Here is a 15859-nt window from a genome sequence, read left to right on the forward strand (position 1 = left end):
GATTTGCTCTTCCACCGGATCACAAGCCTGCAGACAACACCAGATAATGGCAAGTAAAAATAGGGGGGACCGAAATTTCAATTTTTTGAATTAAGCACCGTCTTTCATTTTTTCTGCATTCTCAGCGATTCGTAGTTCCTCTATGAAGTTACCAATTTCGCCATCCATCACAGTGGGTAGGTTGTGCTGAGAGTAACCAATTCTATGATCCGTTACACGACCCTGAGCGTAGTTATAGGTTCTGATTTTATCAGAGCGGTCTCCACTACCCACCATAGATTTTCGCTGGGCCCCTACTTCATCGTTGTGTTTTTGTAGCTCGATATCATAAATCCTTCCGCGAAGAACCTTCAGAGCTTTTTCAAGGTTCTTGATTTGGCTTTTCTCATCCTGACAAGAAACCACCAAACCAGTAGGAATATGAGTCAAACGAATGGCCGAATAAGTGGTATTCACAGACTGTCCACCTGGCCCACTAGAGCAGAAAGTGTCCTTTCGCACGTCATTCATATCTATCTGCACATCCACTTCCTCCATTTCGGGTAGTACTGCGACTGTGGCAGCTGAGGTATGAACACGACCCTGAGTTTCCGTGGCAGGTACACGTTGAACTCGATGTACTCCTGATTCAAACTTCAATTTGCCATATACATCCTCGCCAGTTACCATACTGATGATTTCTTTATATCCACCAGAAGGTCCCTCGGTTAGGTCCATCACATTGAGTTTCCAGCCTTGCTTCTCTGCATAGCGCTGATACATACGGAACAGATCTCCAGCAAATATTGCCGCCTCATCCCCTCCTGCTCCAGCACGGATTTCCAAAATAGAATTTTTATCGTCGTTAGGATCTTTTGGAATCAGCATCTCTTTCAAAACATCTTCCAATTCCTCCTTCTTTGGATTCAATTCATCCAGCTCCATTTTGGCCATTTCTCTGAACTCAGGATCTTTTTCATTCTCAAGGATCTCTTTGGAGTTCTTTAGATTTTCGAGCACAATACTATACTCGTTATACTTATTGACAATCTTTTCCAGGTCCTTGTATTCCTTGCTGAGCTTCGAATAATTGCTCATGTCGTTCATAGCGTCAGGCTGAACGATCAATTGGCCAACTTCCTCAAAACGATGCTTTATTTCTTCTAGCTTGTCAATCATGTATTCTTATTTTCTACAAAACTAATGAATGGAATCCTTCTAAAAAATCTAAAGTTTCACAAGCGAAACTTTACGTCAAATTAGCATTGAATCCCTATAGAATGTCAATTCATCTCAAGTTGCCTCAATTGACTAACCCTCTCCCGCATATTTCGTTTAATTTAGCCGCTGATCGATGACAATATGAAAATAAACTTTTTAATTACTTCCCTTTTTCTTTTAACCCTAATACTTTCTTCCTGTATTGATCAGAAAGAAATTGTAGTGAAGTCTGATCAAAAATTGGCGCTGGTAGATTCCCTCATTAATCTTCAAAAAACCGGGCTTGACGGAAAAAGCCTGAGTAAATCTGGCAGTATCAACGGCGTGCAAGAGACCCTAGATATCCAAATTGATACCAGCTTTGTAAAATCAGAATTCAAGGTACTGAACAACAAAAAGTTCGATTATATCTTCACCAATGGCGGTTACACCAAAACCGAGGAAGGCAACATAACCACCTACCAACGAAAACCCGAAGAATATGCTGGGCCTCTGCTCCTTCAGCTGACCTTTGACGATGATCAATTAACCCAACTTTATTTGATCGAAGAGAGGGACAATTATCTGTATCGCACACGAAATGAAGCGCAATTTGATTTTGATAAATCAGAGGGACTTATTTCAAACTATCAACTACAAGGACTTCAAAAAATCATTGCTTTAGATTCAACTGGCTATCAAATCAGAGGAAAAGTTAAGCTCTAGATTTTCAAAAGGGCATCGAAAAAGCTCATGCTTTCATTTTTGTCCTTTACGACCAGGCACGGCACGTCTTCATCATAATGTACTAGGCTAACCGCTGTACTACCCAAAAGCATTGAGGCAGCTTTGGTTCTGCCTTTTGAAGCGATAATGATCAAGTCAACATTTTTTTCCTGAGCCATTTCATAGATATTGTCCGACGGCTTTTGATCATTGTCTAAAGTAAATATCACTTCAAATTTGCTGTCATCCAGATCGTTTTGCTTCTTAAAAGCCTCATATTCATTCTTCTTGTTCTTAAGCATGATTTCGGCGAACTCTTCGTAGGTCTTACCTGTACTGCTATACCCTGTTGGTACGAAATACACGTGCTGCAAGAATATCTTAATGTCCGTGTGCTCTTTGATGCGGAGGGCGGTATTAAGCGAGCGAAGGGAGTTCTCTGAGAAGTCCAGCGGAATTAACACTCGATTGACTTCAAACTTGTCTGTCACTGGTACCAACATCACCGAGCACAAAGACCCATTCAAAACCTTAGTTGCATTGACACCAGTAGAAATGCTACGCGGCTTTATACCTAACACTACTAAATCAATATCCTTCAGACCCTCCCAACCTAGAATATGGTTGGCACCCGTTCCTTGAATCACGACCACCTCTTTCTCACAATCCACCTTGAACTTGGCATCAACCTTTGCCTTCAGCTCGTGATGTAGCTTGGTGTCCATATTGGTAGGAGCTACATGTATAAAAGTAGTTTTCCTATTGTTGAAAAAACCTACCATCATGGAGGCATATTCGAGAAGATTATCGTCAAGATTGGTACCATCCAGGCAGACTAGCAGATTGTCGAGATTCAGCATTCAAGTAGCAGTTTATTTATGAATTAAAATTAAGTTAAAAAGCATGGATCGCAAGAACCCGGCGAATTAAAAATGACGGGAATGCCATTTTTGGAAAACATACAATGCCCAAACATGAGCATGACTATCCTCTGGATTTGAGGAGTGTAATTTCTCCCTTAAATTCTTTATTTGATTCCAATTAAAAACACCACCGTCTTCAATTCTTTCCTGATCAAAAAGGTATTGATCCAACTCACCTCTCAATGAACTCTTCAACCAATCCAACAAGGGCATTTCAAAACCTTTTTTGGGTCTACGATATAGCTCTGGCGGAAGAATATCTCTATATGTGTCCTGAAGAATTCGCTTTCTCATCTTGCCATTGATTTTATATTCAAATGGCAAACGCTGAACAAACTCAACCAATTCATGGTCTAAAAAGGGCACTCTAACTTCTAACCCAGCCGCCATAGACATCATATCTACCTTTTTCAACATGTCATTGGGTAGCACAAATGCAGCATCCATTTTCATCAGATCATTGATGTCCTTATACTCATTCATCCCCGTCATCCATCTTTCAAAGTATTCTGAATCTAAACTAGGCTCCCTGACCAAGTTGTTGGATTGTTCTGCAGACCCCAAAGAGGCCAAAAACCAGTAGCGATCCTTCGGAGATAATTTTTTCGCCTCCTCATACCGCATGACCTGGCGCATTTTATTGGCCAAAAATCCTGATCTCGATTTGGGCATTCTGCTAGCCATTGGCAGCATCAATTTTATCATTAGACTCTTCAATCCGCCATTTTCCATTTCATACCAGGCAGCATGCTTGTTGTACCCCGAAAATATTTCATCAGCTCCATCACCTGACAAAGCCACCGTGACATGCCTTCTGGTTTTTTTGCTCAATATGTAAACAGGTAAAGAGGACGAATCTGCAAATGGCTCGTCTATATGCCTAACAAAATCATCCAGATTGGAAAATATCTCATCATTGCTAAGACGAAAAGTGGTATGATTGGACCCTATTTTCTTGGCTACAGCTTCTGCATATTGGGTTTCATCAAAGAATTTATTTCCTTCAAACCCTATTGAAAATGTAGACAGATGATCTGTATGTCTTGCTGCCAAACTGCTGATGACACTACTATCGATCCCCCCACTCAAAAAAGCACCTAGTGGTACATCAGCCATCATTCTTTTTTGCACAGATGCATCCAGGCGACTCTTCAATTCTTTGATCGCCTGCTCATAACTCAATTCTGTCAATGGAGATCTTGTCTCATCCACATGATAATACCGACTCAAGCGAATCTCCTGATCAATGATCTCTATACATTCTCCTGGCATCAACTTTTTCACTCCCTCCACCATCGTGAGAGGAGCAGGGGTATAGTTGAGTTGAAGGTAATAATGCAGTGCATCTTTATCGACTTTTTGATCCATCCCATATGCCAATATGGCCTGCATCTCAGACGCAAAAAGCACCTTAAATTCATCTTGATAGTAGAGCAAGGGTTTAATCCCAATACGATCACGAGCGATCAGACAGGTCTTCTTTTGAGTGTCATAAATGGCCAGAGCAAAGAAACCATTCAGCCTGGACAAGCACGCTTTACCTTCTTGAGCATAGAGATGCATGATTACCTCAGTATCCGTCTCAGATTCGAATCTTACGCCTTTACTCTCTAGTTCCTTTCTTAACTGCTGGTAGTTAAAAATCTCCCCGTTGAAGACCATGATGTATCTTCCATCGAGGATTTGCATCGGCTGATGTCCAAGATCAGAAGTATCAATAATGGAAAGTCTTCTATGTCCCAAACCAACCAAATGATCATTCCATGTACCATGATCATCTGGCCCTCTATGTTCGAGAGATCGAGTGGATTTTTCCAGATTAGTCATCTGAAAACGCCCCACTTCATTGAAACACCAAATACCGGTAATGCCGCACATATAAGACTGATTTGCTCACAATAATAATGAAAGCCTATTGTCTTTTGGATGATTTATCTGGAGCAATCAGAAAAACCTGCGAAAGCTGTGAGCGAAACAATAAGAAATTAAAAAATCGACATATATTTGCCACCCGCATGGGGCATTAGCTCAGCTGGCTAGAGCACTACGCTGGCAGCGTAGGGGTCATCGGTTCGAATCCGATATGCTCCACCACCCTTAAGCCGATTCATACGAGTCGGCTTTTTTATTTTTCAGCGCTCATTTCCGTTCTCGTCCCAATATTTTTTCTCAACGATTTCGCCATCCTTAAAAGTTAATTCTGCTTCTAGCTGACCATTCGAGTGCCATCGTGCGCAGTAGCCCTGGACTTTGTCATCTACATATTTGAGTTTGGCAGCAATCTGACCATTAGGATACCATTCAGTATGCAGGCCGTCTTTTCGACCCTTTTTGTAATTGGTTTCTGATTTCTTCTTCCCATTATCAAACCACCAGGTATCTGTTCCCTCAAATTCGCCCTTGACATAATGAGCCTCAAATCGTTTTTGGCCATTCTCATACCATTTGGTCACTTTCCCTTCTGCCAGATCATTGACATAGGTCATCTCGATCATTTTTTGGCCATTGGCATACCACTCTACAAATGGCCCGTCCATTTTATTCTTAGAATAGTGCGTTTCTGATCTCTTTTCTCCTGTTTTATAGTAAACGGTACTGAGCCCATCTTTAACGCCCTTCTTATACGTATCCTCAATGATTTTAGTCCCGAATTTCTTATACCTAACCACACCATCAAGAGGTTTGTCAGAATCGACTAAATAGTAAAGATCATCTCCTCTTTGCTCAATATCTCTATGGGAAAGAATCTCAGAATCCTGGGCGGAAAGAATAAAAGGCAGAAAAGTTATTAGGAGTAGGATCAGCTTAAATTTCATGCTATCAAGATTAGGTATAGCATAAATATAGTGGATTGCCCGCACTAATAATAGTACGGCCGCCTTAAGTCCCCTTAGAGATATAAAAAAGTATGTTCAGACATACTCCTTAGGAAGAAAAACTAGCTCTTACTTCAAATATTCAAACTCACCATTCTCGGTCTGAATGGTAGCCTTCGTGGTTTCTGATTGCTCAACGCGACCGATCACCTGAGCTGCTACTCCAAAAGATTCAGATATTTGGATGATTTCTGAAGCAAGGTTTTCCGGTACATATAGTTCCATGCGGTGACCCATATTGAATACCTTATACATTTCTTTCCAATCTGTACCACTTTCCTGATGGATCAACTTGAACAAAGGAGGGATTTCGAAAAGATTATCTTTTATCACATGAACTCCATCTACAAAGTGTAGCACTTTAGTCTGTGCCCCACCGCTACAATGCACCATTCCGTGAATGGCTGATCGATGCCCCTGCTCAAATATTTTCTTGATAATCGGAGCATAAGTTCGAGTAGGAGACAAGACCAATTTGCCTGCATCCAGGGGCGAGCCTTCTACCTTGTCCAAAAGGTCTTTGCTACCTGAGTAAATCAAGTCTTCGGGAACTGATGGATCGAAGCACTCCGGATATTTCTCCATGTATTTCTTAGCAAACACATCGTGACGTGCAGAGGTCAGTCCATTACTGCCCATTCCCCCGTTATATTCCGATTCGTAGTTAGCTTGGCCATAAGATGCTAGCCCGACGATCACATCACCACCCTGAATTTTTTCATTGCTAATGACATCTGACCTTTTCATGCGGCCAATAACCGTACTATCCACAACCACTGTTCGGACCAGATCTCCCAGGTCAGCAGTTTCACCTCCTGTGGATTGAATATCCACTCCATTGTCACGGAGCATCTGCAGCACCTCTTCAGTGCCCTCGATCAATGCAGTTAGCACTTCTCCCGGAATCAGGTTTTTATTTCTGCCAATGGTAGAAGAAAGCAAGATATTGTCCACGGCACCTACACAAAGCAGGTCATCCGTATTCATAATCACGGCATCTTGGGCGATTCCTTTCCAGACGGAAAGATCTCCTGTTTCCTTCCAGTACATATACGCCAAAGACGATTTAGTTCCTGCACCATCTGCATGCATGATATTGCAGTAATCTGCATCACCACCCAGCATGTCGGGCACGATCTTACAAAAGGCATTTGGAAATACCCCTTTGTCAATGTTTTTAATCGCGTTGTGTACGTCTTCTTTAGAGGCAGAAACCCCTCTTTGCATATATCTTTCGTCCATGATCCGTGCAATGAATATTGCCGCAAAGCTAATAAACTATGCTTTGCCTTCTCAGAAATACTTCCAGCTTTATTAGCCGTAACTTGAAGACACTTAGCCCCAATTCTTTGCATCCCAGCGAATAAATCATTCGGGATGTAGGAAAAGAATTAAATTTTTAAAAAATTGTCAGTTCAAGTAGCCGAATAGGTGAACACAAAAACAAGAAACCAAAGACTAAATAATTATTAAATGCTAAATAAGGTAGAAAACTTAAGTGAGTACTTTCTCGCTTACGAAAAGAGTATTGCGAACACCGATACTTTTTGGGAGCGGGTAGCCAATCAATTTTATTGGAGAAAAAAATGGGATAAAGTTGTTGAATCTGATTTTGAGGAGGCCAAAGTAGAATGGTTTATCAATGGAAAACTCAACATCACTGAAAATATCTTCGAAAGAAACCTCTTCACCCATGGAGACAAACCTGCCATCATCTGGGAACCCAACGATCCCAAAGAGGCAAATATCACTTTGACTTACCACGAATTATTTGATAAGGTATGTGAATTTTCGAATGTGCTGAAAAGCCATGGTATAGAAAAAGGAGATCGTGTGATCATCTATATGCCGATGGTGCCAGAAGCGGCCATAGCCATGCTGGCATGTGCTAGAGTAGGTGCCGTTCACTCGGTGGTATTTGCAGGTTTTTCATCTTCAGCTTTAGCTGATCGAATTATAGACTGTGAAGCCAAAATGGTCCTGACCTCAGATGGGAATTTTAGAGGAGCCAAGTCCATCGAAGTAAAAAAAGTAGTGGACGAAGCACTGGAAAAGTGTAGCACGATAGAAAAGGTAATAGTTGTAGAGCGAACCAAAACACCTGTGGAAATGAAGGCAGGTCGAGACCTTTGGTGGCACGAAGAAGTAGCCAAAGCATCGAGCAAAAATACTGCTGAAGAAATGGATTCAGAGGATATGCTTTTCATTCTCTACACCTCTGGGTCGACTGGCAAACCGAAAGGAGTAGTTCATACGACCGGTGGTTACATGGTCTATTCTCAGTTTTCTTTCCAAAATGTCTTCCAGTACAATTCGGATGATGTCTATTGGTGTACAGCCGATGTGGGTTGGATCACGGGCCACTCCTATATTGTCTATGGACCGTTACTTTCAGGAGCCACGACCGTAATGTTCGAAGGTGTGCCTACCTACCCTGATGCAGGACGTTTTTGGCAAATCGTGGATAAATATAAAGTCAATCAATTTTATACCGCTCCAACTGCGATCAGAGCCCTTCAGGCCTACGGCCTGGAACCATTAGAGCCTTATAAGTTAGATTCACTGAAAGTATTAGGTACAGTGGGTGAACCGATCAACGAAGAAGCCTGGCACTGGTACCATGACCATGTAGGCAAGGGCAAATGCCCAATCGTAGATACATGGTGGCAGACGGAAACAGGAGGAATTATGATCTCTCCATTGGCAGGGCATACTCCGACTAAACCGGCCTATGCCACGCTACCTCTGCCGGGTATACTACCAGTGATCGTCGATGCGGACGGCAAAGAATTAAAAGGAAATGGAGTGGAAGGAAACCTCTGCATCAGTAAACCCTGGCCATCCATGATCAGAACGACATATGGGGATCATGAGCGTTGCAAGAACACCTATTTCTCCACTTACAAAGGCATGTACTTTACAGGAGATGGTGTAAAAAGAGATGAGGATGGCTACTACAGAATCCTGGGACGTGTAGACGATGTAATCAATGTCTCTGGCCATAGAATGGGAACCGCTGAAGTGGAAAATGCCATCAATGAGCATCCAAAAGTGGTAGAATCAGCAGTCGTAGGATACCCTCACGATATCAAAGGTCAGGGCATATACGCTTATGTAATCTGTGATATGGAAGGCCGTACCGAGGCGAACTTGAAAGAGGAAATTCGCGCGACGGTCAACAAGATCATCGGGCCAATTGCCAAGCCGGACAAAGTGCAAATTGTACCAGGGCTACCAAAAACACGCTCTGGTAAAATCATGCGACGAATCCTACGCAAAGTAGCCGAAAACGATACCAGCAGCTTAGGTGATACTTCTACACTTTTAAACCCAGAAGTAGTAGATGAAATCATCAAAGGAGCTCAATAGTCTCCAAACTATAGGATAACAAAACCACCGTTTGACAATCAGGCGGTGGTTTTATTTCATCTTGATTAGACTATATCCCAAAGTCAACAATACTTGATGAGAAGTCATACTAATATAATAATTGGGAGAAAATTGATATTTTAGATCTAAATGAACCTCTCTCTTATTAGCAGTCTGGCATAGCAAACCCGAACTAACAGCAAACCCATAATTAAATTGTTGATAAGGGTCTAATAATTCAATTCTTCCAACAGGTAATAAAACTCCATCATCATATTGATATACTGATCTATCTCGATAGAAATCATTACTGATGATATAATCAACAAAACCACCAAGAGCTATAACCGGTCTTAATCGAGATGAAGGGAAATGAAACCTAAGCATAATTGAATTACTAAATAACTGATTATCAAAGGTCACTTCGTTTCGAATGTCGCTATTATATATGTCTGAATACCGAGAGTTGAGAGCAGTCGCGCTCCAGTTTTGGTAACTTGCCTCATATTGCAAATGGACTCGCTCATCCACATTGGGCAAGTTAATTCGTGCAAAAATGCCAATAATTGCCGATGGGGTAGAGGTATAAAAATTGCCATTTAGATATCTCCTATCATTAGGATAAGCATTCTCACCACTTTTCAACCAAACCATCTGGCTACCAATCAAAGGTCCAAAATTCACCAAAACTGACGGCATCTGCTTTTCATAAATAACGCAAGATTGATCAGCGCAAACTTCCTGATGATATTGATATGATAGCGAGATCAAGCTCTTATGATCTAGACGAGCAGTTTCCGCTTTTCGCATAAGAGTTGGGCTTTGACTGAAAGAATATTTTAGTAATCCCACATATTCTTTACTCTCCATTATGTAGGTGTTATAATCCTTATAGACCTCCCTCTCCTTTATTTCCAATGGCAGGAGTTTCCCGTCACTATCTATCAAATAATGCCCTCCTGTATCATCAAAATAGTAGTAGATATCTACAATCCCATCTATGAGGTATTCAATGAAAATTTGTTTTGAACCATCAGCTGTTTCAATATGTTCTGATATGTAATACTTACTATCAGTATATCTATAAGCCTTAATGTCTTTAGGACTGAATTCTTCTCTTTCTCCCTCCAAGTTTCTTTTGAAGAAACATTTTTCGGAGTTCATTCGAGTCCCTCTATAGTCGATAAATCCATAGGTCGTGTCCTGATCCCAGGAAACTATATAACCTTCGCGAAAATCATTTTGGCCGTAAGAAGAAAAGCTAAATAAAATCAATGCGGCTAGAAGCCATTTAGAACTAGTCATGTGAATTTGGTTGATCCCAGCTCAAAACTACATTATTTTTCGTCTTTCAAATCATTATCAATTTCACTACTCATACTACGCGTGATTTGATCCATTTCTTGTGAGGCTTCCTGAATCTTATCTAACCAAAAATCTTTCTGTTTCTCCTCTTCTTCTTTTCTCAATAAGTTCATCAAACCCAATATTCTAGTCAATGGGCCTCTGACTCGATGTGCATTGTCGAAGGCAAACTTGGTTAGTTTACCATTCTTATCCTGAATTTCTTTGGTGCGAATCTCCACCAGATCCTCTAGCTTCTCATTCATGGTATTTAGGGCTTCATTGTAGGTTCTCAATTCTTCCGCTTGATCCATTATTGCCTTATTGAGTTGCTCCAGTTCCTTGTTTTTTTCGCTTAACTGTGTAGTACGCTGACGTACCATTTGCTTCAATCTTTTTTCACGATTCATCAATCGGTAGGTTCGCCATTGGATCACTCCCAACACGATCAAAGCGAATACTGAAGCCCAAATCAACAAAGCCCACCAAGTCAACCACCATGGTGGCAAGATCACAATATCTAAACGCGTAGGCTCTTCTTGCCACACTCCATCATTATTCGATGCCTTTACCAAAAAGGTATATTTTCCTGGATTGAGATGGGTATAGGTGGCCTCCCGCTGATTCCCTACATAGTTCCAACCATCTTCCATTCCTTCCATCATATAGGCATATTGGTTAAACTCCGGACGCGTATAATTCAGCGCAACGAACCCGAATGTAAACCTCCATTGATGACTTTCAAAAGTCAGCTTATCCGTTTGTGAAATATGTCGACTTAGCAATTGAGTCGTATCACCAATACCTACTTTGTGATTAAAAAGTTTGAGTGAAGTGATGTGCACTTGAGGAGCTTGATCATTATATGGAATGTTTTTAGGGTCGAAATAATTCAAGCCTCCAGTTCCACCCACATAGATGAATCCTTCTCTGGTTTGAAGTATTGTGTTTTTTGTAAAATTGCCTTCCTGTAGCCCATCTCGTTTAGAATAATTAATCACCGAATCAGACTCCACAAAGTATCGGGTAAGACCTGCCGTGGTAGCCAGCCAATAACTCGATTCGTCTTCTTGAATTAAAGACCGAACGTCAGCAATGGGTAGTTTATCACTAAGGATAAAAGAATAGGTCATCGTTTCTGAATCGACCTCAATCAACCCCGATGAAGTTGCACATACGATCCTCCCTTCTCTAGTTTCATGAATCTGAGAAACCCAGTCATTGGCTATGTCCAATCCTTCTACCTGGTCAAAAATCAAAGGCTCAAAAATTCCTTTGTCCTTATTTTCATATTTCAAAAGATACAATCCAGCATTTTCTCCGCCGACCCAGATATTACCCTTGCTATCCTCAAACACTGCATAAGTCATATTGCTCCTGAGACTATGCGCTATAGATTCGTCAGCCCTAAAATTCATAACAGATCCGGTCTCAGGATTAATTTTGCTTAAACCCTGATTAAAACCAGTGACCCAAATATCACCATCCCGATCCGTGATCATTTCAAATGTACTTTGCAATTCGGCCAAATCAGGCCTGAATAACCTTATCTGCCTTGTTTGAGTATTGATAATATTGATGCCACCATTCCAGGTTCCCATCCAAATTTCATCATTAGGTCTTTCTAAAAAACACAATACCGCATCGGAGCTAATTGAATTAGATGACGCTTCCTGATAACGGATGACTTCTATCTTATTGTTATCTGGATTGTAGATGTTAATTCCGCCACCATCGGTTGCTATCCAGATTTTTCCCTCTTTATCCTGATGAAGGTCTCTGACAATATTATTGCTTAAACTTTCGCCCTTCTCCTTAGATTTTTTGATCAGATGAAATTTGAAACGATAAGGGTCAGCTACATCTACCCCTTCTAATGCGGTTCCTATCCACATTCTTTTTTGCCGATCTTGAAAAACACAGCGAATTGAAATATTGGTAATGGAGTTCATGGAGTTGTCAGGTATATATCGATAAAACCCGTCAATATTTGAATCAAATAGGTGTAAGCCGCCATTGTCATTGCATACCCAAATACGACTCTCCCGATCTTTATAAATAGAGACTATATGATTATTGAATAGTGAAAACTCATCATTCTTGGTATGAATAAAATTTTTCAAAACCACTGGATTCTTCGGTCCAAGCTTAATTAAAAATACTCCATCATTCGGGGTAGCAGCCCACAGTTGATTGTCCTTACCCACCACTATAGACACGACCTGACGTATGGTGTCACCTTCATTATTCACCAAAGGAAAGGAATGGGTTTTCCTTGTTTTGAGATCCAAATATTCCATTCCCATTTCGCTATGACCAATCCAGAGTCGATCATTATTTTTATCCAAGGCAATGGCTCGAAGGCTCATACTCTTGAGCAAGTAATTTGCCATAGGTTCTATCTCTCCTTTAGGAAAAAAAGGTTCGATTACATCAGAGTTATAATCATAGACTAAAAGTCCTTCATTCAAACTGGCCACATAAATCAAACCTCTGGTCGAATCCTCTTCCAGTTCCATGATCACATTTGGATTTTGCAACTCAGGAAAATATCGGTTCTCTACATGCAGGACATCGATCCGATCCAAATTTCGATTGTACTTGCAGAGTCCATCTGTCGCCCCCATCCATACTTCACCATATCGATCCGTTAGCAAACATTTGACACGGCTGGAATTAATGGCACTTGAATCACCTCCTTTTAGGAAAAGTCGAAAAGAGTGGCCATCATATTTGTGAAGCCCATCATTGGTTCCTATCCATACATAGCCCTCACTATCTTGAGCAAAAGCGGTAACCTGATTGTTGTTGAGACCTTCTATATGTTTGAAATATAGCTTAGGCTTAGCTCCATTTTGTTCCTTTCCAAGGGTGCTTTGACGCAATTCGCCTGCATTCACCGTAAGTGACGTCCATAGTATGGTTACAAAAGCGAGGAAATAATAAATCTGCATAGAGCTTAAGTGTTATCTAATTTAATTAAAAACCACTTAAGCCCTAACAGATAAAGATAATATGCTCTTAAAATTCAAATTTAATACCTTGAGCCAGAGGCAAATCATTGGTATAGTTGATCGTGTTGGTCTGTCTGCGCATATAGACCTTCCAGGCATCCGAACCCGATTCTCTTCCTCCACCAGTTTCCTTTTCACCTCCAAATGCTCCTCCAATTTCAGCGCCTGAAGTTCCAATATTGACATTAGCAATACCGCAATCTGATCCCTGATGAGATAAGAAAAATTCGGACTCGCGCATATCTCTGGTCATGATAGCCGAAGACAAACCTTGTGGCACATCATTTTGCATCGCAACGGCCTCTTCTAATTCGCTATACCTGATGAGATAGAGTATAGGAGCAAAGGTCTCACTCTGCACGATTTCCATTTCATTCTTTACCTCAAAAATAGCAGGCTTCACGTAGCACCCAGATTCATATCCATTACCAGCCAATACTTCACCATCGACTATCGTTTTGGCTCCCTCCTTCTTAGCTTTGACAATGGCATTTTCATACATTTGGACTGCATCTTTGTCGATCAATGGTCCCACATGATTCGATTCATCCAGTGGGTTGCCAATCTTCAATTGACCGTATGCGCTCTTTAATTTCTCTGCCACCTCATCAAAAATATCCTCATGAATAATCAATCGACGAGTAGTGGTGCATCGCTGGCCACAGGTTCCCACTGCTCCGAATACAGCTCCAATCAGAGACATATCCAGGTCGGCATTTTTAGTCATGATTATGGCGTTGTTTCCTCCTAATTCTAACAAGGCACGGCCTAGTCGTTTACCGACTTCTTCTCCTACTGCTTTACCCATTCGGGTAGATCCAGTGGCTGATACCAATGGAACATTCTTATCCTGGCTCAGTAATTGTCCGATTTTTGCATCCCCAATGACCAAATTACTCACCCCCTCGGGAACATGGTTTTTGGCAAAAACTTCTGCCGTTATTTTTTGACAAGCAATGGCTGTCAAAGGAGTCTTTTCGCTAGGCTTCCAAACCGTCACGTCTCCACAAACCCAGGCAAGGGCGGTGTTCCAAGACCAAACGGCTACTGGAAAATTAAAAGCAGAGATAATTCCGACTATCCCAAGTGGATGATATTGTTCGTACATGCGATGTCCCGGTCTCTCAGAGTGCATCGTCAACCCATATAGCTGCCGCGATAATCCAACTGCAAAATCACAGATATCGATCATCTCCTGCACTTCGCCAAGACCTTCCTGATACGACTTTCCCATTTCGTAAGAAACCAGTTTCCCTAGAGCTTCTTTATTTTTCCTAAGGGCCTCTCCTAACTGCCGAACTACCTCTCCCCTTTTAGGAGCAGGCACCATTCTCCATTCTTTGAATGCCGTCTGGGCTTTAGTTATGACTTGATGATAAGCATCCGTATCAGCTGCTAGCACTTTGGCTATTTCCTTGCCATCGGCAGGCGAAGAAGATATGATGGTTTCTCCTGAAGTTTTGATCCACTCGGTCCCTGTACTCACACCGAGTTCGGATGCTGATAATTGAAGACTATCGAGCGCCTCCTTAATTCCGTAAAAATTTGACATATTTTGGGTATTTGTGTTTAGACAAATCTATGCAATGCATATCGATTCTGTGAATAAAATCTAGGGATTGTCGCTCCTTATTAGCAAGCGATGATCTTGCGTGAAACATGTGAAAATACCCAGACCTCCCATGATGTTTCCTTCTAATGGCGATGGGAAAGTCACATTATCCTGACTGGCATTTTTTGCTGCATCAAGTGACTTTTGATACCTAAAATTCTCTCTCGTCACTCGCATTAAAGTCACGTCTACTTCTGAGCTTAGTGATAAAGAATCTGAATCAATTACTGCATTCAAGGTTTGCCTTTCCTCCAGAAAACTATAATCCAGATAGGTCAACTCATTTTTTTCCTGAGGCCTCTCGCCTTGGTTTTCTACCTGATAATTGATGATGTAGAGAAAGTAATTTTCTTGTGGATTATCAGAGCTTTCGAATTGGATGGAAATTTGATTGTCTGTCCAATTGGCTTCCAAAATATCAATGGAGGAAGGTACTTTGGTAAATCCTCTGATAGAGTCTCCCTGAGGAGAAACAACCAGCAAATCCACTTGATTTGCCTCAGGTCGCAAGCGTCGGCCACTCCCAAAATTGTATATATACCCCGTTTCATCTTCTATAAAAAGGCTCTGTAAAAGTTCGACTGTATCTTGCTCTATGATAAACACATCGAAATCAAGGGAGTAGTCCAAGATAAAATCCTCAAAAATAGGCGAGACCTCTGTAGCGGATAAATTGAACAGAGAATCCGGTTGCAAATAGCACTCGATGAAATACTGACGCTCGATATCAACATTTTGAATGTCCAATTCTCTTTCGAGATCACAACCAAAGAGAATCAAGGAGAAGATGACGATATATTTCAATGTGCCTTTCAT

The 15859-nt window shown here is 41.3% G+C and carries 11 protein-coding genes and 1 tRNA gene; 3 read left to right on the forward strand and 9 right to left on the reverse strand.

Annotated features, from left to right (window positions below; all coding sequences use genetic code 11):
* Positions 1–90: 90 nt before the first annotated feature.
* On the reverse strand, positions 91–1158 hold the full coding sequence (gene prfA / locus N7U62_RS15320; RefSeq protein ID WP_264138876.1) for a peptide chain release factor 1: 1068 nt from the start codon (positions 1156–1158) through the stop codon (positions 91–93).
* A 183-nt stretch (positions 1159–1341) separates the two neighbouring features.
* Here prfA and N7U62_RS15325 point away from each other — a divergent pair, with 183 nt between their 5' ends.
* Positions 1342–1905 (forward strand): hypothetical protein, encoded by a 564-nt coding sequence (locus N7U62_RS15325; protein ID WP_264138877.1) that lies wholly within the window; start codon positions 1342–1344, stop codon positions 1903–1905.
* Here N7U62_RS15325 and N7U62_RS15330 read toward each other — a convergent pair.
* Positions 1902–2765 (reverse strand): universal stress protein, encoded by an 864-nt coding sequence (locus tag N7U62_RS15330; RefSeq protein WP_264138878.1) that lies wholly within the window; start codon positions 2763–2765, stop codon positions 1902–1904. The two genes, N7U62_RS15325 and N7U62_RS15330, sit on opposite strands and share 4 nt — an antisense overlap.
* Before the next feature lie 66 nt (positions 2766–2831).
* Positions 2832–4706, reverse strand: a complete 1875-nt coding sequence (asnB, locus tag N7U62_RS15335) for an asparagine synthase (glutamine-hydrolyzing) (protein ID WP_264138879.1) — start codon at positions 4704–4706, stop codon at positions 2832–2834.
* Positions 4707–4845: 139 nt separating this feature from the next.
* On the opposite strand from asnB, the gene N7U62_RS15340 reads away from it, so the two are divergent.
* Positions 4846–4922: transfer RNA gene (locus N7U62_RS15340), tRNA-Ala, on the forward strand.
* A gap of 38 nt (positions 4923–4960) precedes the next feature.
* Here N7U62_RS15340 and N7U62_RS15345 read toward each other — a convergent pair.
* Together N7U62_RS15345 and N7U62_RS15350 are read right to left on the reverse strand one after the other, a co-directional pair.
* Positions 4961–5644 carry a toxin-antitoxin system YwqK family antitoxin gene (locus N7U62_RS15345; protein ID WP_264138880.1) on the reverse strand — a complete coding sequence of 228 codons (684 nt, stop codon included), beginning with the start codon at positions 5642–5644 and terminating at the stop codon, positions 4961–4963.
* A 129-nt stretch (positions 5645–5773) separates the two neighbouring features.
* Positions 5774–6946, reverse strand: coding sequence for an AIR synthase related protein (locus tag N7U62_RS15350; RefSeq protein WP_264138881.1), 1173 nt, complete (start codon positions 6944–6946; stop codon positions 5774–5776).
* Between the two features lie 231 nt (positions 6947–7177).
* On the opposite strand from N7U62_RS15350, the gene acs reads away from it, so the two are divergent.
* Positions 7178–9073, forward strand: coding sequence for an acetate--CoA ligase (acs, locus tag N7U62_RS15355; RefSeq protein ID WP_264138882.1), 1896 nt, complete (start codon positions 7178–7180; stop codon positions 9071–9073).
* Between the two features lie 51 nt (positions 9074–9124).
* On the opposite strand, the gene N7U62_RS15360 is transcribed toward acs, so the two are convergent.
* The 4 genes from N7U62_RS15360 to N7U62_RS15375 form a co-directional block, all read right to left on the reverse strand.
* The gene (locus tag N7U62_RS15360) at positions 9125–10204 is read right to left on the reverse strand and encodes a hypothetical protein (protein WP_264138883.1); all 1080 of its coding nucleotides are present in this window, start codon (positions 10202–10204) and stop codon (positions 9125–9127) included.
* Positions 10205–10410: 206 nt separating this feature from the next.
* Positions 10411–13371, reverse strand: a complete 2961-nt coding sequence (locus tag N7U62_RS15365) for a ligand-binding sensor domain-containing protein (RefSeq protein ID WP_264138884.1) — start codon at positions 13369–13371, stop codon at positions 10411–10413.
* Positions 13372–13438: 67 nt separating this feature from the next.
* On the reverse strand, positions 13439–14983 hold the full coding sequence (amaB, locus tag N7U62_RS15370) for an L-piperidine-6-carboxylate dehydrogenase (RefSeq protein WP_264138885.1): 1545 nt from the start codon (positions 14981–14983) through the stop codon (positions 13439–13441).
* Positions 14984–15043: 60 nt separating this feature from the next.
* On the reverse strand, positions 15044–15859 hold the full coding sequence (locus tag N7U62_RS15375; RefSeq protein ID WP_264138886.1) for a DUF4249 family protein: 816 nt from the start codon (positions 15857–15859) through the stop codon (positions 15044–15046).

Origin of the sequence: Reichenbachiella ulvae, from assembly GCF_025833875.1 — a bacterium.
Taxonomy (GTDB): Bacteria; Bacteroidota; Bacteroidia; order Cytophagales; family Cyclobacteriaceae; genus Reichenbachiella; species Reichenbachiella ulvae.

Coding starts and splice junctions, on each gene's coding strand:
- prfA (WP_264138876.1), bottom strand. CDS start 1,158: ATGATTGACAAGCTAGAAGAAATAAAGCATCGTTTTGAGGAAGTTGGC.
- N7U62_RS15325 (WP_264138877.1), top strand. CDS start 1,342: ATGAAAATAAACTTTTTAATTACTTCCCTTTTTCTTTTAACCCTAATA.
- N7U62_RS15330 (WP_264138878.1), bottom strand. CDS start 2,765: ATGCTGAATCTCGACAATCTGCTAGTCTGCCTGGATGGTACCAATCTT.
- asnB (WP_264138879.1), bottom strand. CDS start 4,706: ATGTGCGGCATTACCGGTATTTGGTGTTTCAATGAAGTGGGGCGTTTT.
- N7U62_RS15345 (WP_264138880.1), bottom strand. CDS start 5,644: ATGAAATTTAAGCTGATCCTACTCCTAATAACTTTTCTGCCTTTTATT.
- N7U62_RS15350 (WP_264138881.1), bottom strand. CDS start 6,946: ATGGACGAAAGATATATGCAAAGAGGGGTTTCTGCCTCTAAAGAAGAC.
- acs (WP_264138882.1), top strand. CDS start 7,178: ATGCTAAATAAGGTAGAAAACTTAAGTGAGTACTTTCTCGCTTACGAA.
- N7U62_RS15365 (WP_264138884.1), bottom strand. CDS start 13,371: ATGCAGATTTATTATTTCCTCGCTTTTGTAACCATACTATGGACGTCA.
- amaB (WP_264138885.1), bottom strand. CDS start 14,983: ATGTCAAATTTTTACGGAATTAAGGAGGCGCTCGATAGTCTTCAATTA.
- N7U62_RS15375 (WP_264138886.1), bottom strand. CDS start 15,859: ATGAAAGGCACATTGAAATATATCGTCATCTTCTCCTTGATTCTCTTT.